The 24581-nt window shown below is 45.1% G+C and carries 12 protein-coding genes; 11 read left to right on the top strand and 1 reads right to left on the bottom strand.

Going from position 1 to position 24581, the window contains the following annotated elements:
- The first annotated feature begins 57 nt into the window (after positions 1 to 57).
- From DWW10_RS00695 to DWW10_RS00645, 11 genes are all read left to right on the top strand, one after another.
- Positions 58 to 1356, top strand: coding sequence for a glycoside hydrolase family 88/105 protein (locus DWW10_RS00695; RefSeq protein WP_022393469.1), 1299 nt, complete (start codon positions 58 to 60; stop codon positions 1354 to 1356).
- Between the two features lie 127 nt (positions 1357 to 1483).
- Positions 1484 to 2410: a helix-turn-helix domain-containing protein gene (locus tag DWW10_RS00690; protein ID WP_022393470.1), complete on the top strand. Its 927-nt coding sequence runs from the start codon at positions 1484 to 1486 to the stop codon at positions 2408 to 2410.
- Positions 2411 to 2904: 494 nt separating this feature from the next.
- The gene (locus tag DWW10_RS00685; RefSeq protein ID WP_259320394.1) at positions 2905 to 6111 is read left to right on the top strand and encodes a SusC/RagA family TonB-linked outer membrane protein; all 3207 of its coding nucleotides are present in this window, start codon (positions 2905 to 2907) and stop codon (positions 6109 to 6111) included.
- Between the two features lie 12 nt (positions 6112 to 6123).
- Positions 6124 to 8103 (top strand): RagB/SusD family nutrient uptake outer membrane protein, encoded by a 1980-nt coding sequence (locus tag DWW10_RS00680; RefSeq protein ID WP_022393472.1) that lies wholly within the window; start codon positions 6124 to 6126, stop codon positions 8101 to 8103.
- 322 nt (positions 8104 to 8425) lie between these two features.
- Entirely contained in the window at positions 8426 to 10723 is a 2298-nt protein-coding gene (locus DWW10_RS00675; RefSeq protein ID WP_259320402.1) for a TonB-dependent receptor, read from the top strand.
- A 46-nt stretch (positions 10724 to 10769) separates the two neighbouring features.
- Entirely contained in the window at positions 10770 to 12167 is a 1398-nt protein-coding gene (locus DWW10_RS00670) for a DUF4374 domain-containing protein (RefSeq protein WP_022393474.1), read from the top strand.
- Between the two features lie 93 nt (positions 12168 to 12260).
- Positions 12261 to 13475: a PepSY-associated TM helix domain-containing protein gene (locus DWW10_RS00665; protein WP_022393475.1), complete on the top strand. Its 1215-nt coding sequence runs from the start codon at positions 12261 to 12263 to the stop codon at positions 13473 to 13475.
- 604 nt (positions 13476 to 14079) lie between these two features.
- Positions 14080 to 16980, top strand: coding sequence for a glycoside hydrolase family 2 protein (locus DWW10_RS00660; RefSeq protein ID WP_118420627.1), 2901 nt, complete (start codon positions 14080 to 14082; stop codon positions 16978 to 16980).
- 21 nt (positions 16981 to 17001) lie between these two features.
- A complete protein-coding gene (locus DWW10_RS00655) occupies positions 17002 to 18426 on the top strand; it encodes a pectate lyase family protein (RefSeq protein WP_118486951.1) in 1425 nt (474 codons plus the stop codon).
- Between the two features lie 117 nt (positions 18427 to 18543).
- Complete coding sequence (locus DWW10_RS00650; protein WP_022393479.1) at positions 18544 to 20661, top strand: hypothetical protein; 2118 nt, start codon at positions 18544 to 18546, stop codon at positions 20659 to 20661.
- A 215-nt stretch (positions 20662 to 20876) separates the two neighbouring features.
- Positions 20877 to 24044, top strand: a complete 3168-nt coding sequence (locus DWW10_RS00645; RefSeq protein ID WP_118420626.1) for a DUF4450 domain-containing protein — start codon at positions 20877 to 20879, stop codon at positions 24042 to 24044.
- Here the strand turns inward: DWW10_RS00645 and DWW10_RS00640 are convergent.
- On the bottom strand, positions 24028 to 24519 hold the full coding sequence (locus DWW10_RS00640; RefSeq protein ID WP_022393482.1) for a DUF456 domain-containing protein: 492 nt from the start codon (positions 24517 to 24519) through the stop codon (positions 24028 to 24030). The genes DWW10_RS00645 and DWW10_RS00640 overlap by 17 nt on opposite strands.
- Positions 24520 to 24581: the final 62 nt, after the last annotated feature.

Genomic DNA, 24581 nt, shown 5'->3' with positions numbered 1-24581 from the left:
ATAGTAGGCATTTCTTATTGGCTACTATCTACTTTACTAATTCTTTAAAAGTATAATATGAAGCGAATATTCTTCTCCCTCGCCCTGCTGCTGGCAGTGACAACTCTTATCGCCCAGACCAATATGACGGCAAGAGAAGCTGCTGTAAAGATTGCAGACCGCATTCTTGCCAGTACCACATACGAGTTTAAGAATACGAAGACTGGTGAAACTTATAAGTCCGTCAAGAAGTTACCTCTTGACATGAATGTGAAGGTAGCATGCAAGTACAATAACTGGCATTATACGAATGGTGTAACCAATATGGCTCTCATGGAACTGGGGGATAAACTTGCTGACAAGAAGTATGAGAAATATGTTTTGAAGAACATGAATTTTGTGTTCAATGAAGGTAATCTCGAATTCTTTCGCAAACAGTACGATGAGGCCTTTAAACAAGATGGTTGGAATGCCGTACGAAAATTGAGTTGGCACATGATCTTCCGTGGCAAGCGTCTGGATGATAATGGCCCGATGGGAGCCAGTCTGATTGAACTGCAGATGAGATATCCTAATCAATCTTTTCTGGATTATGTTAATGAAACAGCCGAACACCTGAATTATGGTGAACCTCGTTTGGTGGATGGAACTATTGCCCGTATATGGCCGCATGTCAATACGATTTGGGCAGATGATGCCTTTATGGCAATCTCTTTCCTGGCACGCATGGGTAAAATGACTGGTGATGAGAAGTATTTTAATGATGCTGCCAATCAGGTGCTAAACTATACCCGTTATCTTTGGTGTCCTGAAAAACAGATTTATTATCATTGTTATCATACGGACAACAAGGAACATGGAGTAGCTCACTGGAGCCGTGCTAACGGATGGGTATTTATGGCACAGGCTGATCTGCTTAGTATGATGCCCAAAGATCATCCGATGCGTGAAGCTGTTATCGAAAATTTCCGCCAACAGGCAAGTGGTGTGGCCCGTTATCAAGGTAAGAATGGACTTTGGCATCAGTTGTTGGATAAAGAAGATTCCTATGAAGAAATCACAGGAACAGCAATGTTTGTTTTTGGTATTGTCCGTGGTGTGAAAGAAGGATGGCTACATCCTGATTTCATATACGTAGCTGAGCAGGGATTGAAAGGTATGATGAAAAAGATTTCTGATAGTGGAGATGTTACTTCTATTTGTGTAGGAACAGGTATCATGCCTTCATTGGTATATTATTATAACCGTCCTACACAGGAAAATGATCCTATGGGTGAAGGTCCTGTACTCCGTGCATTGGTCGAAATGATAGATGCCCCCAAGTATACAGAAATAAAGGCCGAAGAACAATATGATAAAATTGTTGTAAAAAAATAGTCTTTCCCCTATTACTCGTTTTTATTAGTCCGCTCCGGTATATTTTAGAATAAAGCCGGAACGGACATTTTTTTATTCATAAATAATTTCTATTTTTGCCACATATCTATTATGTAAAACACGTATTATGACTAAGAACTATAATGATTTAGGGGTTGAATTCAAATATTTGATCGTGAATGATATGGACCAGAAATTTGGTCTATGGGTAAATACTGTGGGTTTCCAGTCCATTCAGCCAAATTCTCCTTATCCCTTGAAGGATCACCCTTCAGGCTATTTCTTTAATGCCCAGAAGGGGCGTGTTTTACGTGAATATCAGTTGGTTTATATAACTAAAGGACGAGGTTTGTTTGCTTCCGATACTACTCCGGAGAAACAAGTCTGTAAAGGCAGACTTATGGTTCTTTTCCCTGGGCAATGGCATACATATCATCCATATCAACAAACAGGTTGGAATGAATATTATATCGGTTTTGAGGGGCCGGTCATCGATGATATGCTGAGAGGAGGCTTCCTTTCTAAAGATAACCAAATATTGGAGGTCGGATTGAATGAGGAATTGGTTACTCTCTTTTCACGTGCTTTGGAAATAGCCGAGGCGGATAAAATCTCTTCCCAGCAATATCTCTCTGGCATTGTTCTACATATGATAGGGATGATCCTTTCCATCTCTAAAAATAAAATATTTGAAATAGGTGATGTAGATCAAAAGATTGAGCAAGCGAAAATCATAATGAATGAGAATATATTCAAAGACATTGATCCGGAAGAGTTGGCAATGAAATTGAATATTAGCTATTCCTGGTTTCGCAAAGTATTTAAGGATTATACAGGATATGCACCTGCTAAATATTTCCAGGAACTTAAGTTGCGCAAAGCAAAACAGTTACTGGTTGGCACTTCCCAATCGGTAAAGGAAATTTCGTTTATGCTCGATTATAAATCTACTGAACACTTCTTTTCCCTTTTCAAAAAACGTACAGGATTTACCCCATTAGAATACAGGTCTTTCGGGCGCGAAACTAATGTGGAAGAAGAAGACTTGCTGTAAAATCATTTAAGTTTTGTTTATATCCTGATAGTCTGAAAACTTTATATAGCATAGGACATCTCCTAATACACAGAATTCCTCTCCTTTTGAACCCTGAAGGGATGCGATATCCAATTCGCACCCCCTTCAGGGTTCAAAAGGGATATATAATTATGCAAGGCGGTGCCCTGCGTCATATAATGAAAGTCTTTTTAGACTGTATGTGGAGCTTGAGTAAAATCAAAATAACTACGTCATAGATCAAAAATAATAGCAATTCTTTCTGATTATCTTAATTCGAAAAAACAATTCATCTCATTTTTCGTGTAAAGTCAAAAAAATAAGTATTTCGGTCAAATTTGATATTTTATGAAACTGCTGTATTTTTTATTTTTGCCGACGCAACACCTGTGCTCGATAACGGTCGGGCAAGCTATTGTTAGGCTTGAATTTATTTATTAATCAATTTATATTAATAATCTATGAGAATCTTACACAAAAATCTGTGCTTGTTAATGCTTTTGTTAATAAGCTGTCCCCTTGGTTTGTTCGCTCAGAACAAGACGATTACTGGTACGGTCAGAGATGCTATCGACGTAGTAATTGGTGCATCTATAACTGTAAAAGGTGATAATTCTATTGGTACAATTACCGATATGGATGGTAACTTTAAACTTTCTGTTCCTGCTTCCGCCAAAGAATTGGTGGTTTCCTTTATTGGTTATGACAACCAGATAGTGCTGATTGGCAGTAAAACACATTTCGACATCACTTTGAAAGAATCTTCCGTAATGCTGGAAGAGGTGGTTGCTATTGGTTATGCGAAAGTAAAGCGTAAAGATTTAACGGGCTCTTCTGTATCCGTAAGTTCTGATGATTTGAAGATGGCACCTGTTACTACTGCAGCCCAGGCTCTGGCTGGTAAGGCTGCTGGTGTGAACGTTGTTCAGCAAAGTGGTGCTCCGGGAGCTGAAATTAACATTACAGTGCGTGGCGGTACATCTATCACACAGGGTTCTGAACCTTTGTATATTGTAGATGGCTTCCAGATGGATAATGGTTTACAGAATATCGATATTAACGATATTGAAACCCTTGATGTAATGAAGGATGCTTCAGCTACAGCTATCTATGGTGCACGTGGCTCTAATGGTGTTATTTTAATTACTACGAAATCCGGTAAGGCTGGCAAGACAGAAGTCTCTTATAATGCATTTGTCAGCTTCGATCACTTGGGGAAGAAGTTAGACTTGCTGGGTGTTGAAGATTATGTGAAGTATCAATATGAATTCCAAGCACTCCGCGGAGGGCAGAATGATTTTGCCAATTTCTTTGGTGGTGACATTAATTCTCCCGATTTCTATACCGGAGCTTATAGCCGTATTTCACAGGAATATGGTAACCGTGCTGGTATCGATTGGCAGGATTTGGTATTTGGTGATACTGGTATTACTCAAAACCATAACTTAAATATCAATGGTGGTACTGATAAGACCAGATATATGTTGAGCTATAACTATACTGGTGAAGATGGTATTATGGAAAAACATGGTTATCAGAAGAACAGTATCCGTGCAAAGATTAACCATGAATTATGGAAAGGCGTTCGTTTCGATTTCTCTTCCAGCTTCCAGATGACCAAAGTAGAAGGTGGTGGCTCGTTAGGCGGAAAATTGAAACAAACTATATTACAGCCGATTACTGGTGGATCTAGATGGACTAACGAACAGATGGTAGGTTCGGATATTGGTGCCGAAATTGGTGATATCATGAATGACAATAACTATGATTCCCGAAATCCGATCCTTGATAACAGAGCTATTACAAATGAGAAGTATACCCGTTTAGTAACAGTGAATGCAGGTTTGGAAATTGATCTGATGAAAGATTTGACTTTCCGTACGGCAGGAAGTTATCTGTGGAGACAAATACGTCAGGATTATTGGGATGATGGTACTACCAAACAAGCTGAGGCTAATAAAAGTCCTTATGGCTATGGATATAGAAATAATAGTGAAAAATTCTCGTGGCAGATCACTAATACGCTAAGTTATGCTTTTAATCTGGCTGATGCACACCAATTCACAGTATTGTTAGGTCAGGAAACGATCTACGATGAAGATATGAAATTGGATAACGAATATCGTGAATTCTCTGACGGTAACTTCGGATTGAATGATGTTTCAATGGGAACTCCATATACTTACAAATCAGATAAGAATAAGAACGGTATGGTTTCTGTCTTTGGACGTCTTTCTTACAATTTCAATAGCCGTTATTTACTTACCGCTACGATGCGTGCGGATGGTTCTTCTAAATTTGCCCGTGGAAATCAGTGGGGATATTCTCCGTCTGCTTCAGTGGCATGGCGTGTTTCGGAAGAGTCTTTCATGAAAAGATTTGAAAACCTGGATAACCTTAAGTTACGTGTAGGTTATGGAGTTGCCGGTAATAATAATATTGATAACAATATGTATGCTACCAATTACGGCTCAGGGCATTATGGATATAATGGTGGAGATTTCATAACTTACGTACCGGGCTCTACATTAGGTAATAAGAATCTGAAATGGGAGAAAACCACTACTGCCAATGTAGGTGTGGATGTATCTTTGTTCGGTAGCCGCGTGAATCTCTCACTTGACTGGTATAACAATCAGTCCGATAATCTATTGATTAAGAATAAGATTCCTAGCTCTACGGGATACACGGAACAATATCAAAATTTGGGTGCTATCCGTAACCGTGGTGTTGAAATCGTATTGAATACTACTAATATCCGTACGAAAGACTTTACCTGGACCACAGATTTTAATATTGCTTTCAACCGTTCCAAGGTTATGGACTTGTATGGAGAGAGTGGTTCGGATTATTTCATCCAGGATTATGATTCACGCATGGGATATAAGATTGAGGTAGGTAAACCTTTGGGGCAATACTATGGCCTTATTTATGATGGAATTTATACTACGGATGACTTTACACAAAATGCTGATGGTACTTATACATTGAATCCTGATGTTCCTTACTTGAAAGGAAGCACACGCTCGAAAGTAAAACCCGGTGACGTGAAATATAAGAATGTTGCAGGTGAAGTAGATGATAAAGGGTTACCTGTATACTCTATCAATGACCGTACCGTTATCGGCAATGCCCAGCCTAAGTTTACTGGTGGTATGAATAATACATTCAGATATAAAGGCTTTGACCTGACTGTATTTATGAACTTTGTATATGGAAACAAAGTATTCAACATGAGTACCCAACGTTTCATTGGTCCGTATATGGCAAATCAGAATACATTGGCAAAGATGGCAAACCGCTTTACATTGATCGATCCTCAAACGGGTAAAGAGGCTACGGAACTGACTCGTTTGGCAGCCATGAATCCTAATCAATACAATGCTTCCACTCTTTGGAATATATCTTCGAACAATAAGAATGCTATCAGTGACCACAGTAGTTATTATCTGGAAGATGGGTCCTATCTGCGTTTGAATACGATTACGCTGGGTTATACTTTACCGAAGACCTTGGTGCAGAAAGCTAAAATCAGTAATGCGCGTGTTTATTGTACTCTGAACAACATTCATACCTTCACCGGCTATACGGGATATGACCCCGAAGTAGCTGCTTCCAGCAGTGCACTCACTCCTGGTGTCGATAATTCTTCTTACCCTCGCTCTAAGAGTTGGGTATTAGGTGTAAACTTAACATTTTAATAGATTATGATTATGAAAAAGATATTGAATATATTAGGGCTGCTGGCCGTATTGTTGGCTTTTGCTTCTTGTGAAGATTGGTTGGATATGCCCTCCGAATCAAAAGCTGATAGTTCTTCTATTTTCGAAACTGTAAGTAGAGCTGAAATGACAGTCGTGGGAGCTTATGCTTATCTACACACTCAAGAATTGGGTTATCAATTGCTGATGGGTACGGACGAATCAAATTCTACGGAGGCAAATTCCAAGTATTATATGTCCAACTATGACTATACCAACGTTACAGGTATGTTGAATTCAACTTATACCAGCATGTATAAAGCCATTGAATATTCCAATGTATGTATAAAGAACTTGCCTAATATGAGTGGAGCTTCGGAAAGCGAACAGAAGAAAATCAATGCGTTGCTGGGAGAGTCTTTAGCCGTTCGTGCGTATGCATATTGGAATATCGTACGTTATTTCGGTGATGTACCTTACACAAGTACTCCAACTTCGGAATTGACTACTTTCTCTTCTTCACGTGTCAGCCGTGATACAATTTGGGATCATTGTGTGGCTGACTTGCAGCGTGCCGTTGAACTGCTTCCCTGGAAAAGCGAGGGTATGGTAGCTACTGCCGAACGTTTTACAAAGAATGCTGCTTATGGTATTCTGGCACGTGTAGCTCTGTATGCTGCCGGATATTCTTTACGTTGGGACTTGAATACGGTACCTTACGATAAGAGTACAGTGAAGATTGCAAAGCGTGAAGATGCTGCTCGTGTGAGGGAATTACTCCAGATTGCAGCAGATGCATGTGCTGCTGTAATCAATAAAAAGGAAAACACTTTGTTGGACGATTATGATAAAGTATTCCGCGATCTGGCTGTGAAAGCATATAATAATGAGACGATGTTTGAATATGGCTGGTATGGTCCTAACTCCATAGATGTACGTACAGGTTATACTAACGGCATTCCCACCAGTGGTAGTTCTTCTACCTTTGGTAAAGGTGGTGCCCAAATGGTAGCTATGCCGACCCTTTATTTTGAATTTGGTGAAGGAGATCAGCGTAGAGATGTGTCAGTCTGCAACTATGGCATTCTCTCTAATGATGATTTGCAGATGAGTACCTATATAGGTGCTTGTATTGGAAAATACCGTATTGACTGGATGAAAGACAGAGGTGCTACTGATAGTAAACGTAATATCAACTTTCCGCTACTACGTTACTCTGATGTATTGTTGATGTATGCTGAAGCCTTAAACGAATTGAATAATGGCCCTACTGATGCTGCTATTAATGCACTGAAGACTGTTCGTCTGCGTGCTTACAAGAATGATGAATCAAAGATTGGTACTATTCCGACTGGTTATGAAGACTTCAAGAATGCTATTATCAAGGAACGTAAATTGGAACTTTCCAATGAATCATTGCGCAAGAGCGACCTGGCTCGCTGGGGTATTCTGGTTGACCATCTGACGGCTGAGAAAGAGAAACTGTATCAATTGGCTCGTCGTGAGGGACCGTATGCTAATGTAGATGTATATCGTGCTTATAAGAAAGTGAAAGGGACTCTTGAGAATCCAATCATTGCCGTACCCCATATCACAATGAGTAAGGCTGACATTGCAACATTGAATCTCACTTTGAAAGAAGACTCTGTACTGAATCGATTGAATGCTTCCGGAGAAGGATTCTTGGAACGTACGTTTTATGAAGATAAAACAACCGGCACAGTTTACTATACTAAGAGCTCTGTACCCGAGGGTGCCAATGTTACAGAAGCGTCTTATACCATTCTGAATATGTTCGGTTGCCATTCAGTGAAGCAGAAAGGTGGCCTCTCAGTAGAAGATGTGGAAGGATTTGCCTCCAAAAATGTTTGGATTGAGGATATGTTTTATGGTATGAAGAAAAACATGGTGGAAATACTTCCACTTAATACTACTAATATCATTGATGTAAATCCGGGGCTTGCCGGACAGCAACATCCTTGTTATCAATAAGAATCTGTAGGTGTTAGTGAATAAAGAGGTGGATACTCATTCTGAGTATGCCACCTCTTTTGTTTGTAAAGAACTATAGAAGTTTTTTGCAAAAAACACAATATACCTATTAATAGCGATTGTGGTGTATTACTCTATCGGATATACTTGCGAGATATTTACCTGCATATAGCGATTGTTTTGTTTCCCTTTTATGAGGACCTTTGCGGCGATTTATTAACTGCATAAAACTCTTTGTAAATTGAAAGCAAATATAATAAAACTCTTCGTTCTTATTGTCCTGTTAATTCCTTCAGTATCTGCCTTTTCGCAAGACAGGGCGATGGTCTCCGGTAAGATATTGTCTACAGAAAAAGAAATTGTTGATTTCGCGACTGTCTACTTGAAGGGGACGAGCTATGGTGGAACTACCAATCAAGAAGGTATCTATCATATAAAAGCGCCCGCTGGCAACTATACATTGGTAGTGTCTGCCATCGGTTATAAAACGGTTGAGAAGCAAGTGAAGCTGATTGCCGGAGAGCGAGTGAAACAGAATCTCGCGATTACTCCCGAGACACAACAATTGGATGAAGTAACCATCGTTTCTACAGGGGTGACCCGACTGAAAAGGTCAGCCTTCAATGCAGTGGCCGTTGATACGAAAGAACTGCAGAACACTACGAAGAATCTGAGTGACGCTTTGACCAAAGCACCAGGTATGAAACTTCGTGAATCGGGTGGCGTAGGTTCGGATATGCAACTCATGTTGGACGGATTCAGCGGGAAGCACGTTAAGATATTCATTGACGGTGTACCACAGGAAGGAGTGGGAAACTCTTTCGGACTGAATAATATTCCTGTAAATTTTGCCGACCGGATTGAAGTTTATAAAGGGGTAGTGCCTGTGGGATTCGGTACCGATGCTATTGGCGGTGTCATCAATATTGTTACTAACAAGAAGCGCCGTCGCTGGTTCCTGGATGCATCCTACTCTTATGGCTCGTTTAATACACATAAATCATACGTCAACTTCGGACAAACTTTCAAGAATGGGTTTATGTATGAAATCAATGCTTTCCAGAATTATTCGGATAACGACTATCATGTAGAGGCTCCGGTAGAGGACTTCGAAACCGGTAGAATCGACAGAGATAAGAAAGTACGTGTAAAACGTTTCAATGATACGTACCATAACGAAGCTATCATCGGAAAGATTGGCATTGTGGATAAAGAATGGGCGGATCGACTGTTGTTGGGCTTCACCTACTCACATATGTATAAAGATATACAGACGGGTGTGCGCCAGGAGATTGTGTACGGTCAGAAACATCGTAAAGGTCATTCACTGATGCCGTCGTTGGAATATAGCAAGCGTGACTTGTTGACTAAGGGGCTGGATATGGCACTGACCGTTAATTATAATAAGAATGAAACGACCAATGTGGACACTGCTTCCTATAAGTACAACTGGTACGGGCAGAAAGCTTTGATGAACTCCCCCGGTGAACAGTCTTACCAATATTCGCGGGCGGATAATAATAACTGGAACGGTACGCTGACTGTGAATTATCGAATTGATAAGGTACAGATGTTGACTTTCAATCATGTCTTGAATGCTTTTCACCGTTCCAATACTTCACTGCTTGCCAAGGAAGAGCAGAAAGAAGCTATCGCCAAGGAAACCCGTAAGAACATTTCCGGACTGTCCTATCGTTTGATGCCATCTGAGAATTGGAACTTCTCCGTGTTTGGTAAATACTACCATCAGTTTGTGGGAGGTCCGATGGCTACATCCAGTAATCAGAGTGAGTATGTACGCACCACCCGCGATGTCAGTTCCATGGGGTATGGTGCAGCGGGGACCTATTTCATATTACCCGGTCTGCAGGCGAAGTTGTCTTATGAGAAAGCCTATCGCCTGCCTACTATTGAAGAGATGTTCGGTGATGAAGATTTGGAAATGGGAGATATCGGTATCAAACCGGAGAACAGTGACAACCTGAATCTTAACCTCAGCTACACCCGGACATTCGGCAGTCACTCCGTATATGTGGAAGGTGGTTTGATATACCGCAATACAAAGGACTATATCCAGCGTAACATTGCCGACCTGAGTGGAGGTAAGTCGGCTGCTACTTATATAAATTACGGTAAGGTGCTGACAAAAGGCTTTAACGTTTCCGCCCGATACGGTTTCGGAAGATGGCTGAGCATCGGGGGAAACTTTACGCAAATGAATGTGCGCGACAATATGAAGACTTCGATTTCCAGCAGTGCGGCCAACCTTGCCTACAAAGAACGTATGCCCAACCTGCCATATATGTTTGCCGATTCGGACGTGACATTTTACTGGCGCAACCTCGGAAAGAAGGGCAATACACTGACAATGTCCTACGACAACCAATATCTGCACAGTTTCACTTATTATTCATCCAACATCGGGTCTAATAAGAATGATTATGTGGTGCCTAACCAGTTCTCGCACAATCTGGCTCTTTCTTATAGCTTGCGCGGTGGTCGTTACAACCTGTCGTTTGAGTGCCGCAACTTTACAAACGAGAAACTGTATGATAACTTCAGCCTTCAGAAGCCCGGACGGGCATTCTACGGCAAGGTGCGTGTGTATTTTGGTAATTAGAGATTCATGGATTATATATATAGATTAAATTAAAGGTAAAAACAAGATGAAGAAGAATAACTTTTTGACCGGACTGTTTGCAACTGCAATGACCGGACTGGCACTGACAGCGTGTACTGACAATGAACCGAGCCTGGGTAATGGCACCGAGGGCAGAGGAGAGTATGTAATAGCATCTTCCGTTACGGCTTCGGGAAATACTACGAACGTTTTGCTGACTTCCGAAACATTGGATAAAGGTACGGTGTCTGCTATAAATAATGGCCTTGTGAATGATGGAGCTTCGCAGTGGGTATTCTATAAAGACAAATACCTGTATGGTTTGACCTACAATCAGGGTAATGCCGGTACCACCCGCTCATTCGTAATGAACTCAAACTATGAAATGGTGGCGCGTTCGGGCGAGTATGCAGTGAAGCGTTTCACCAGCTATGGCATTTACGAAGGATATATCATCACGTCTTCTACAGGCGACGGATATACGGGTTATGCCGATGAAAACGGGTATCTGCCTAAGACGTTCCTGCTCTCTTATCTGGATGTAGCGGCCGAAACTTATAAGACGAATGATACACAGAACAAGGCTTATCTCTCGGAAAACTTCCTGGGAAATGGTGAGTTTGTGACACTGGCAGGTATTCTGCAACACGGTAACAAGATTTATAGCGCAGCTGTCCCGATGGGATTGAGCCAGTATGGTTCGGCGTACAATAATGGCGAGTGGGTGCTGCCGGGCAATGAGGACCTGATAAAGACGGAAGACGGCGGCTCAAACAGCAGCAGCTACAAGAAAGGAGAATTGCAATGGACGCAATATCCGAATGAATGTTGGGTAGCCATCTTTGATGATGAAACTCTTACCAGCAAGAAACTTATCAGTACAGATAAAATCAGCTATGCTTGCGGACGAAACAAGTCGCAGTATTACCAGACTATCTGGGAAGCAGACAACGGTGATATCTACGTTTTCTCTCCCAGTTTTGCCAAGACAATGGACGACGTGCGCCAGCAGACCACTCTGCCTGCCGGTGTAGTACGTATTCCTAACGGTACGGAAGACTTTGATGATTACTATTGTGACCTGGAAGCTCAGAGTGGCGGAAAATCTTTCCTCCGTTGCTGGCACATTACGGGTGATTACTTCCTGATGTTGATGTATGACCGTGCTTTGACTGAAGAAGATTTTACTGCCAATCAACTGGCTATCTTCAAAGCGGGCGACAAGAAGCTGACTTATGTAACCGGCTTGCCTGAGACTGAATTGATTTCCGGCTTCGGCAATGCGCCTTATACCGAGAATGGCAATGTTTATCTGACTGTAACGACAACTGAGGGTTATCCTGCCATTTACAAGATTAATCCGTCGAGTGCCACTGCAACAAAGGGAGTCACCATTGAGGCTACTCAAATCAGCGGTGTAGGCCGGTTGACACCTACTAAATAAGCGAAAGATCATTCATTAATTATAATTAGGGATAAAGAGCCTGCTGGTATATGCCGGCCAGGCTCTTTTTTACGAACTTCATAAAATGACATAATGAGAAAGATATTCCGTAATATACACTTGTGGCTTTCCATCCCTTTCGGGATACTGATTACGTTGATCTGCTTTTCGGGCGCAGCACTGGTCTTCGAGAAAGAAGTAATGGAACTTTGCCACCGTGATCTCTACTTTGTGAAAAAGGTTGAGGCTGCTCCGTTACCCATGGAACAGCTGATGACTAAAGTGGCGGCAACTTTGCCCGATAGCGTATCAGTGACTGGTGTCAATGTCTCGTTTGATCCCGAACGAGCTTACCAGGTGACGCTTTCCAAACCCCGTCGCGCATCTATGTATGTGGACCAATATACGGGTGAGGTTACGGGCAAATATGAGCGTGCACCCTTTTTCAACTTTATGTTCCGGATGCACCGTTGGTTGCTGGACAGCATGAAGCAGGATGGCGGTATCTTCTGGGGCAAGATGATTGTCGGCACCAGTACGCTGATGTTTGTGTTTGTGCTGATATCAGGCGTCGTCGTCTGGTGGCCGCGCACGCGCAAGGCATTGAAGAACAGTCTGAAGATTGTAGCAAATAAAGGTTGGCGTCGCTTCTGGTACGATTTGCATGTGGCGGGTGGAATGTATACACTCGTCTTCCTGTTGGCTATGGCTCTTACGGGACTGACATGGTCTTTCCAGTGGTATAGAACGGGCTTTTATAAAACCTTTGGCGTGGAAGTGCAGCCTAGTATGGGGCATGGAAATGCGGCAGCCAACGCTACGGCTAAAGGCGGGAAGCCGAACGGTAAACCGGAGGGTAAGGAAGGTCATGGTGAACGCTCCGGAAACAGAGGTGAAAGACCCGCAGGTGAAGGTGGCAGGCCAGAAGGCCGTGGTGCACATAGGCGTTCTCCTTATGCCCATTGGGAACAGGTGTACAAACAACTGGCCCAAGCAAATCCCGGTTACAAACAAATCAGTGTATCCGACGGTTCCGCCAGTGTTGCTTTCAGTCGCTTTGGTAATCAGCGGGCAACCGACCGCTATAAATTCAATCCCCGTAACGGTGAAATAACCGAAACTACTCTATACAAGGATTTGGAGGATTCCGGTAAAATCCGTGGTTGGATTTACTCCGTGCATGTGGGTAGTTGGGGCGGTATGCTGACGCGGATACTGACCTTCATTGCTGCATTGATAGGCGCAAGTCTTCCGTTAACGGGATATTACCTCTGGATACGTAAGAAGATAAAGCGGAAAGCATTTTGACACTTTGCTTTTTATGCATAATGAGAATGCGATATTTCCGTCCAATGGAGGGGGAGAATGAAAAGAAACGAACGGAAATCAGCATATTGCTGATTGAAAGTGGAATACAGAAATACGTACAACTCTGAAAAAAGAAAAACAGATGGTCTGTCCACTGAAAATACATGGTTTGTTTCACATCCATGGACCGTTTATGTTCGATCCATGGATCGTTTGTTCTTCATCTATAGATCAGATGCGTTCCATCCATAGATTGTTTGCGTTAGATCCATAGTTCGTTTGTGAAAGATCTATAGTTTCTTGCATAAGTATTGCATATACGGCCTGCTTTATACAAAAATGCTGCATTTATATTCCGTGGATTATGCAATCGGATTCTATTTGAACTGTTTGTGAAAAATGTTCTGTTTGAAAAAAGGTTGTTTTGATAGCTTTTTGTTCGCAATGAAGCGGAATGAGTGACTTCTTGTGATATAAAGAGCTAAGTGGAAAGAAGTGGAGATTATCTCTCCGTCATTTTGTACAGCCAGAAAATCATTCTGCTTATTTATTGTTTGCCAGAGAATGTCTTTCTTTGTAAAATCGAATAATAAAGCCAAATACTATGAGTAGAAAGCACTTTCTTGGTACTATCCTTTTCTTACTGACAGCTTGGGTTGTACAAGCTCAGGAAACAGAACGTCAATATCTCTCCGGCACAGGGTTGGGTAACACCGTGACCTGGCAGTTTCGTGTCTCCGAAGGAAACAACAGCGGGCGCTGGAGTAAAATAGAAGTTCCTTCACAATGGGAACTGCAAGGTTTCGGTGAATATACCTATGGCCGTTGGTATAAGAAACCCGGAGTAAAGAATCCTTCGATGGAAGAAGGTACTTATAAGCGCTCTTTCCGTGTTCCCCGCGACTGGCAGGGACAGAATGTACGTCTCTGGTTTGGTGGTGTAATGACTGATACCGAAGTCTTCGTTAATGGTCAATCCGCAGGCCCCGTACATCAGGGAGGCTTCTATCGCTTCTCTTATGACGTCACCGATCTGCTGAAATTCGGAAGCAACAATCAAATTGAAGTTCGTGTAAAAAAGCACTCTGACAACAAGTCCATCAACGCTGCCGAGCGCAAGGCGGACTGGTGGCTCTTTGGTGGAATATATCGCCCCGTATGGCTGGAAGCAAAGCCGGCTACACATATCGAACGTCTTGCTGTAGATGCCCGTGCGGATGGAGAGCTAAAAGTAGAAGTACATTTGCAAGGCACCACCGGAGAAGAAAGTCTTTCTATGGAAGTGGCACCGATATCTGCCAAGGATGCCGGACACCGTCCCGTGAAAGTTACTAAAGATTCCGTTCAGTTGCTGACTGCTCATTTCGACGGTATATCTCCGTGGACTCCTGAATCCCCTGTACTCTACCGGCTTACAGTTTCCCTGCTCGGTAAGGCAGGAAACGTCATTCACTCCATGGATACCCGCATCGGCTTCCGCACTATTGATTTCCGTCCTCGCGACGGACTCTACCTGAACGGTACTAAGCTTGTTATGAAAGGCATCAATCGCCACACCTTCCACCCCGATGGCGGACGAACCACGAATAAAGAACTCAGCATACAGGATGTCAAGCTCATTAAAGAGATGAACATGAATGCCGTTCGTTCTCACTATCCCCCCGATGAACACTTCCTGGATGCCTGCGACTCCCTTGGCTTGCTCTACATCGACGAGTTGGCTGGCTGGCAAGACGCTTATGATACCCCTACAGGTACCCGCCTTGTCCGTGAAATGTTGACGCGTGACGTGAATCATCCCTGTATCGTGCTCTGGAGTAATGGTAACGAAGGTGGATGGAATACTGCAATTGACAGCCTGTTCCGTACTTACGACCCGCAAAAACGTCATGTCATCCACCCTTGGGCGGATTTCGACGAACTCGATACACACCACTATCCTGCTTATCTCACCGGAGTGGCCCGTTTTACCAATGGCTATAAAGTCTTCATGCCTGCCGAATTCATGCATGGCCAGTACGACCAGGGACATGGTGCCGGATTGGAGGATTTCTGGGCACGTTACACCGCCCATCCTCTCTTTGCCGGAGGCTTCATGTGGGCATACAGCGACGAAGCTGTACGCCGTTCCGACCGTGGCGGAGCACTGGATAGTGAAGATTACAATGCCCCGGATGGTATCCTTGGTCCCTATCGCGAAAAGGAGGGCAGTTACTATTCTGTCCGTGAAGTCTGGTCACCTATCTATGTGGAACCTCTGATGATTACCCCCTCGTTCCGTGGTGAATTCCGGGTATCGAACCGATTCCTGTTTACGAATCTGGACAAGTGTTCTATGCGTTGGCGCGTACTCCATTGTGCATCGCCTTTGCAAGGTGAAGCCGTGGGCAGCCCGGTATCTGTAGCCGATGGAGGTGCCCAAACCTGGCGTCAGGTAGTAGATAGTGGAATGGTACAACTCCCTTCGTTGGTTCCCGGTGAGACAGGATTCGCCCGAATCACTGCTCCCAAGCTTTTTGAGGGGGACATTCTGGAACTTGAAGCGTATGGAGTGGATGGCGAAAGTATCTGTACACGTACCTTCCCGATACATTATGCGAAAGATTATCTGAAAGGTGAACTGCGGGCAAATGCTCATTCGTCCGCTTCACAAACTTCGGCCACGGGTAATTGCCGTGTTGAAGAAACCGATACTCTGATTACTTTGCATTCCCCTGCCGTTACCGTCTCTTTCCGGAAGAGTGACGCTACTATCACTTCCGTGATAAGGAATGCCGACAGTCGGGTTATCCCTCTGAAAGATGGTCCCGTTGCCGTGGGTATGAAGATGATCCTATCCAATCTCTCCGCTCGTACGGAAAATGGTGATGCTGTTCTTTGTGCACGCTATCGGGGCGCTGCCGACTCCATCGTCTGGCGTCTTACCCCAGCCGGTCTCCTCTCTATGGATGCCGTGCTGTTGAACCGTGCTTCCGGTGGCGGTGGCTTCGACGACGCCTTTACCGACACCGAAGTCCTGAACCTCGGACTCACTTTCTCATATCCCGAATCCGAGTGCTCCGGCATGCGTTGGATGGGACGTGGTCCGTACCGTGTCTGGAAGAACCGTATCCCCGGTGCCAACTATGGCATCTGGCAGAAAGATTATAACAATACCATTACCGGTGAAAGCACCGACCGCCTTGTGTATCCCGAATTCAAGGGCTATCATGCCAACTTCTATTGGGCTACCCTGCAAAGTTCTACGGTTCCTTTCACCGTGTATGCCGCCAGTGATGGCATCTTCCTGCGGGTATTCACGCCCGAAGAACCCCACGGCCGCCAGGATGGCATCAATACCATGCCCGACTTCCCCGCGGGAGATATTTCTTTCTTGCTCGATATTCCGGGTATCCGTTGTTTCAAGCCCATCAGCCAACATGGTCCGCAGAGTCAGCCGGGAATTATCCGCATCAAGAAAGGGGACGAAGGACTACGGTTGAATCTGATGTTCGACTTTAGATAAGTAAACAAAATACGATAATCTATGAAATCTATTACTATTGCCGTCAGCATATTGCTGGCGGCAGTTAGTTGTGTGCATGCGCAACTGACATCTCATGCGATGGCCTTTGCCGATGAAGCGTCGCTACCAATCGCCTTTCCCGGTGCCGAGGGATATGGCAAGTATACATGGGGCGGACGTGGCGGACGCGTCTTTGTCGTAACCAATCTGAATGACAGTGGTCCGGGCAGTCTTCGTGAGGCTGTAGAAGCAGAAGGGGCCCGTATCGTAACCTTTGCTGTAGATGGTACCATCGAATTGAAATCCCACCTGCGTATAAAGAACGACAGTATCACCATTGCCGGACAATCTGCTCCGGGACAGGGTGTCTGTCTGAAAGATTATCCTCTCATTGTAGATGCCAGTCAGGTCATTGTCCGCTATCTTCGTGTACGTGTCGGTGATCGCCATCAGTTGGACAGTGATGGCTTGGGTGGTGGCCGGTATGGGCAGAAAAATGTGATTCTCGATCATCTTTCCGTCAGTTGGAGCATCGACGAATGCCTGTCTATCTACAAAACAGAAAACCTGACCGTGCAATGGTGTCTTGTGGCCCATAGCCTGAATGCATCGGTGCATACCAAAGGCAGCCATGGTTTCGGTGGTATCTGGGGTGGCTATAAAGCGACTTTTCATCATAACCTTCTGGCCAACCATGCCAGCCGTAACCCCCGTTTCTCTTCTGTAGACGGGACTAAATGGGTGGACTATCGCAATAATGTAGTCTACAACTGGGGATTTAAAGCTGCCTACGGTGGCGGTCATCATGGGGAAATCAATATGGTGAAGAATTACTATAAACCGGGACCGGTATCCCAGCATCATCGCCTGCTCGATGTGGCAGAGGATGGAACAGGCCGTTATTACGTAGCAGATAATGTGATGGCAGGCGATCAGGCTGTCACCCGTGACAATCGTATCGGAGTACGTGATTGTGCCGGGAAGCCTTACATCCTTCACCGGAAAAGTGCTGCACCGGATTCCGGCATATCACCTGAAGCACGTCCGGAGAGGGGAGAGGAAACTTCCACCTGTCTGGTAGAGCAGCCGTTTCCCTATGCGGTAATCTCGGAAGATGAACCGGCCCAGGCTTACCGTCGCGTACTGAAGTCTGTCGGCTGTAGTTTTCAGCGTGATAGCTATGACAAGGAAGTGCTGCGGCAGATGAAAAAAGGAATAGGTACATTCGGTGTCAACGGCATCATCAATTCACCGGACGATGTAGGAGGATGGCCCGTACTGAAAACAGGTAAAGCACCGCTCGACAGCGATGGTGACGGTATGCCCGATGCTTGGGAACGTCGTCACAGATTGAATCCGGATGACCCTTCGGATGCGGCTGTCTACACGCTGGATGGAAAATATACGAATATCGAAGTCTATCTCAATGCTCTTGTGAAGGACTGATAATAAAGTAAATGTCATTTACCTTATCATTTATGCCAAAGCATACAGAGCGTAGTTCGCAAGGAACTGCTATTTTTGTCCCGACTATTAATCTAACTATCTGTTATCAAGAATACCATGAAAAAAGTATTTTATTCCCTTTTCGCCGCCGTCGTGCTGACGGCTTGTGGTTCGGAGAAACAAGCTCCGATAGACCGTGAAGCATTGGTGGCCCGTAACAATCCTCAAGTAGCCTCGTTCGATTCGTTGGCTTCGCTCAGCGTGGGTAATGGTGAATTTGCGTTCACGGTAGATGCTACCGGTTTGCAAACATTCCCGTCTATGTATAGTAAGGGTGTGCCTTTGGGTACACAGAGCCAGTGGGGCTGGCATTCATTTGCCAATCCGCAGGGATACAAGTCTGAAGAGACCCTGAAAGCCTTTGACTTCGGCCGTGGACACGAAGAACTCTACGCCTGCCAGTTCAAGGAAGCGGGACGGCAAAAAGAAGCTTCCGACTGGTTCCGCGTCAATCCGCACCGTCTGCACCTGGGTATTGTCGGCTTGGAACTGGGTGAGGGAGTGAAAGCATCCGATATTACCGATATCCGTCAAACACTGAATATGTGGAAAGGTGAAATCACCAGCCACTTCACACTGAATGGTAACGCTTTCGATGTACAGACAGTCTGCCATCCCGATCAGGATATGATTTCCGCCAGTGTCACCAGTCGTGCACATGCCGGTATCAATCTGCGCTTTCCGTATCCTACGGGTGCACATGCTGATGATGCCTGCAATTGGGATGCGAACGATAAACATTCTACAACCATTGTCCGTCAGGATGCCCAAAGTGCCGTGCTGAAGCGTGTGCTCGATGAAACCACTTATTATGTAACTCTGCGTTGGGAAGGCAAAGCCAACCTGACCGAGAAATCCAAGAACTATTTCGTATTGACTCCGGATGAAGATATGCTGGCATTCTCCTGTCTCTTTACTGCTGAGGAGCCTGTCGCAGATCAGGTCTTGCCTGCCTTCACAGAAACTGCTGCTGCCAGTGCCTCTTATTGGACGAACTTCTGGACGAATGGCGCTGCTGTCGATTTCTCACATTGCACCGATCCGCGTGCCGGGGAGCTGGAACGTCGTGTGGTACTCAGTCAGTATCTTCTCGCTATCCAGTCTGCCGGTAGTGTACCCCCGCAGGAAACAGGTCTGACCTATAATTCCTGGTTCGGTAAGTTCCATCTCGAAATGATTTGGTGGCATCAAGCTTGGCAGCCACTTTGGGGACATACTGATCTGCTGGACCGTACGTTGGGTTGGTATGAAACCGTAGAACCCGTTGCCCGTGAAATAGCCCGTCGCCAGGGTTTCCCCGGTGTGCGCTGGATGAAGATGACTGATCCCAGCGGTACGGAAGCACCTTCCAATGTAGGTTCTTTCCTGATCTGGCAACAACCGCATTTCATTTATCTGGCCGAGCTTGTTTACCGTTCCAATCCTTCAGACGAAGTGATTCAGAAGTACAATAAACTGGTGCAGGAAACTGCCGAGTTCATGTATGCTTTTGCAACTTATGATGAATTTCACGGTCGTTTCATCCTGAAAGGTGCCATCCCTGCACAGGAAACACTGCGTGCAGCTACTACCATCAACCCGCCTTTCGAACTATCTTACTGGCACTTTGCTATGCAGACAGCCCAGAAGTGGCGCGAGCGTGCCGGTGGAAAGCGCAATCTGGAATGGGACGAAATGATAGACAAACTCTCTCCGCTTGCTTATAATGAGGATCATCTCTACTTGGCATCCGAAGATGCCGTCGATACTTACAAAGATATTCGTTTTACCAGCGACCACATGGCTGTGCTCGGTTCCGTAGGTATTCTTCCGATGAACAAGCTCATTCGTGACGACTATATGAAGAATACCCTGCACTGGGTGTGGGACAACTGGAACTGGGGAAAAACCTGGGGTTGGGACTACCCGATGACTGCAATGAACGCCACTCGTCTGGGCGAACCCGAAAAGGCTGTAGGCGCTTTACTGATGGATAAACGCACTAATACCTACCTGTTGAATGGACATAATTATCAGGATGGTCGTCTGCGCTGTTACCTGCCCGGTAATGGTGGCCTGCTGACTGCCGTAGCATTGATGTGTGCCGGTTGGGATGGTTGCCAGGTGAAGAATCCGGGCTTCCCGCAGGACGGAACATGGGATGTACGTTGGGAAGGTTTGAGCCCGATGCCGTAATCACTTTGATTCAATCCGAAAAAGAAAGGAAGGGAACCAGTTGACGAGTTGACAAGGGAACAAGGGGCTGCGCAATGCTTCTGTGCCGCATGGAACCTTGTCCCCTTGTCAACTTGTTAACTCGTCAACTTTCCCTCAAAACCCTACAATAATGAGTTGAATTTATCCCCTCCCCTGATTTACATTGTTAATGTAATCTTATCTTTAAAAGTATCATGAGACGTTTTTTATTCTATATCCTGTTTTCTTTATTGTCCGTTCTGGTTTACGCACAGTATACCACAGGCAATAAACCACAAAGTGCTGGTGATCGCATAGAGTCCACCTCTTTCAACGATCATAAACGTGGTGCCTCCCGTATCCTGCAATATCGTCCGGATGGAGAAGACTTTGTAAGCGTTAACGGTAAGAACCGCTATACCCGTGCTCTCTATGGCAGCCACACAGCTTTCCGCTTAGAGACGAGCGACCGCCCCGTTTTTGCCGTTTATGAGAAGCGTAATAGTAAGAATATCAGTTTCCGTCTTCTGCTGAGTGATGGCAGTTCTGTAGCTCTTGATTCTACTGCCTGGTGTGAATCACGCTACACTCCCGGTCGCCGTTCGTATCGCCTGACGCATACTGCCTGGGGTGAAAATGCGGAACTGCAGATCTCCGCTCTCGCCTTACCCGATGAAGATGCTGCTATCTGGAAGATAACTCCCATCAATATGCCTCAGGGGGCTACTTTACGCTCTTTGCTGAGCGAAATTCGTCTTGATAAACTGAGTCGTAACGGTGATATGGGAGCTGACCCTCCCGGTTGCTTCGATGCGCCGGAGCACCCCGAACAATTGCAGGCTATGGATATAGCTCTGGACACTGCTCCACAGAATGTCTATATTCTTGTCCGCGATTATTCCCTGGTGATTCCTTCCTTTGAAGAAGGTGTTGCTCTCTATGATAAATCAGAGCGAGCCCGTGCCGAACTGGCTTCCCGCATTCGGATTACAACTCCCGATCCATTTTTCAACACCTTGGGTGGTGCCCTTGCCGTAGCTGCCGATGGTATTTGGGATGGTGAAGTCTGGTTGCATGGTGCCATTGGCTGGCGTATGCCCCTTAGCGGCTGGCGTGCAGCTTATACAGGTGATGCCCTGGGGTGGCACGATCGCGCCCGCACGCATTTCGATGCCTATGCTGCCAGCCAGGTGACTGAGGTACCCAATACGATACCACATCCTGCACAGGATTCTGCCCTTGCTCTGGCTCGTTCCGTAAAGCAATGGGGTACACCGCAGTACAGTAACGGATATATTTGTCGTAATCCGCGTCGTAACGATCAGATGCATCATTACGACATGAATCTTTGTTATATAGATGAACTCCTGTGGCATCTTAACTGGACCGGTGATCTGGAATATGCCCGTCGTATGTGGCCTGTACTTACTCGTCATCTTGCTTGGGAGAAGCTCAACTATGATCCCGATAATGACGGTCTTTACGATGCCTACGCCTGTATCTGGGCAAGCGATGCCCTCTACTACAACAGCGGTGCCGTAACTCACAGTACTGCTTATAACTATCGTGCCAACCGCCTTGCTGCTCTGATTGCTGAAAAAATAGGGGAAGATTTCACACCTTACCGCGAGGAAGCTGATAAGATATTGAAAGCACTGAATGCCCGCCTTTGGATGCCCGAGCGTGGACATTGGGCTGAGTTCCAGGACTTCATGGGACATAAACGCCTGCATACCGCTCCCGGTGTGTGGACTATCTATCATGCACTTGACAGCGATATTGCCGATCCTTTCCAGGCATACCTTGCCACCAGTTATGTAGACCGTGAAATTCCTCATATCCCTGTTCGTGGCGAAGGTCTGAAAGATGAAGGGTATGCTACCATTTCCACTACCAACTGGCTACCTTATTCCTGGAGTATCAATAATGTAGCTTTTGCCGAAGTGATGCATACCGCCCTTGCTTATTTCCAGGCAGGTCGTACCGATGCCGGTTTCAAATTGTTGAAAAGTTCTATTCTGGATGGTATGTATTTAGGTGAAAGCCCTGCCAACTTTGGGCAGATCAGTTTCTATGATGCTGCCCGTGGAGAGTGTTACCGCGATTTCGGCGATCCTATCGGTGTTGCTTCCCGCGTGTTGATACAGGGTCTTTATGGTATTCTGCCGGATGCAATGAACGAACGTTTGTTAGTGAAACCCGGTTTACCATCCGCATGGTCGTCTGCCTCCCTGCATACACCGGATATTGATTTCGATTTTCAGCGGGGAGATAAGGAAGGAGTTACTTCTTATGTAGTAACTCATCGTTTGCCTGCTGTCCGTACTCTGGAACTTCAATTTCCGGCACAACGTTCTAAGGTGGCAAAACTTACAATCAATGGGAAACCTGCCACGTGGACGTTGGTTGAGAAATCCATTACTCGTCCAATGCTGTCTGTTGTGATATCTGCCTCTTTCGGTGAAGAGACGAATGTACGTATTGAATGGGGTGGTGAAGAACTTTCTTCTCCTGCATCAGTTTCTCCCAATGTTGCATATGCTGAGGCTCCTGTCTGCTTTGTTCCTATGCAACAGGATGAAATGAAATGGTGGTATCCTGTTGACAGACCTCAATCCGAAGCCAATCAAAGTTTGATAGAGCCCAGTACTTTCACCCAAGTTCATTCTGCAAAATGTGAGCCGGTAGTGATGGATACCCGTTTCAACTCATCTGTGACGGATATTTTCCGTAACGAATATCTTTCTCCCCGTTCTCCTTATACTACTTTGCAAATACCCAAACAGGGTATCGGGGAGTGGTGTCATCCTTTGCATACAGTGGATATTAATGATGCCGGGCTTCGTTCTTCTGTTCAGAATGGTATATTGAATATTGAGTTGGGCATACCTTTCCGTACTCCTGCTGAAGGTCATAATGTAGCTTTTACCTCTCTTTGGGACAATTATCCGGATAGCCTGGAAATTCCTCTCAAAGGAAAGGCTTCCCGTGCTTATTTGCTTATGGCGGGCAGTACGAACCATATGCAGTGCCATATCGATAACGGAGTTATCCGCGTCTACTATAAAGACGGTAGCTGTGATGTAATGTCCTTGCGCAATCCGGATAACTGGCCTCCTATCGAGCACATCTTCTTTGAAGACGGTTTAGCGTTCAATCGCCATACGCCGGCACTCTACCGCCTGCGACTTAAAACAGGCGAAATCAGTAATAATTTCGGTGAAGAGTTGGGATTCCCCGGTGCTTCCCGTGAATTGGATGGTGGAGCGGCCGTGTTGCTCGAAATGCCTTTGAACCCCGGTAAGAAGCTTTCTCACCTTGTTCTCGAAACTCTTTCCAACGATGTGGTAATCGGATTGATGAGTATTACGCTGCAACGGTAAGTAATCCCTTGGCAAAGCACCATACGAAATACCCGCATATCACTACTTTGAATACTGTTCCTACCAAGAAACCTATCAGTGCCCCGATGCCCGATTTGAAGGCATCCCGGGCACTTCTTTCTCCTAAAAGTTCTCCGATGAAAGCCCCTCCGAAAGGTCCTAAAACAATTCCCCACGGGCTAAAAAACACGATTCCGACAATAGAACCTATCAGGCATCCCCAACTTCCCCATTTGGTTCCACCGCTAAATTTACTTCCTATGACAGGAGTAAAGTAATCCAGCACTTGCACCACCACAACCAGCAACAACCACACGAGTAACTGAGTGGTAGAAAATTGCGTTCTATCCGTAATGTGAAGCAATAATAAGCCGATGTAAGATATAGGCGGCCCGGGAATGACAGGCAGGACACAGCCCAATAAGCCTACGATAAGGCATATCCCTCCTAATGTGATGAGTAAAATGTCAACCATGCTGATATAGATTTAGGAAAATGTTGTCTTTTGTGAACCGATATATAACAAAAAAGGTCTAA

The organism is Bacteroides intestinalis, from assembly GCF_003464595.1.
GTDB classification, from domain to species: Bacteria; Bacteroidota; Bacteroidia; order Bacteroidales; family Bacteroidaceae; genus Bacteroides; species Bacteroides intestinalis_A.
Note: the sequence above shows the minus strand (reverse complement) of the source record. Positions and strands in the feature narration are given on the sequence as shown.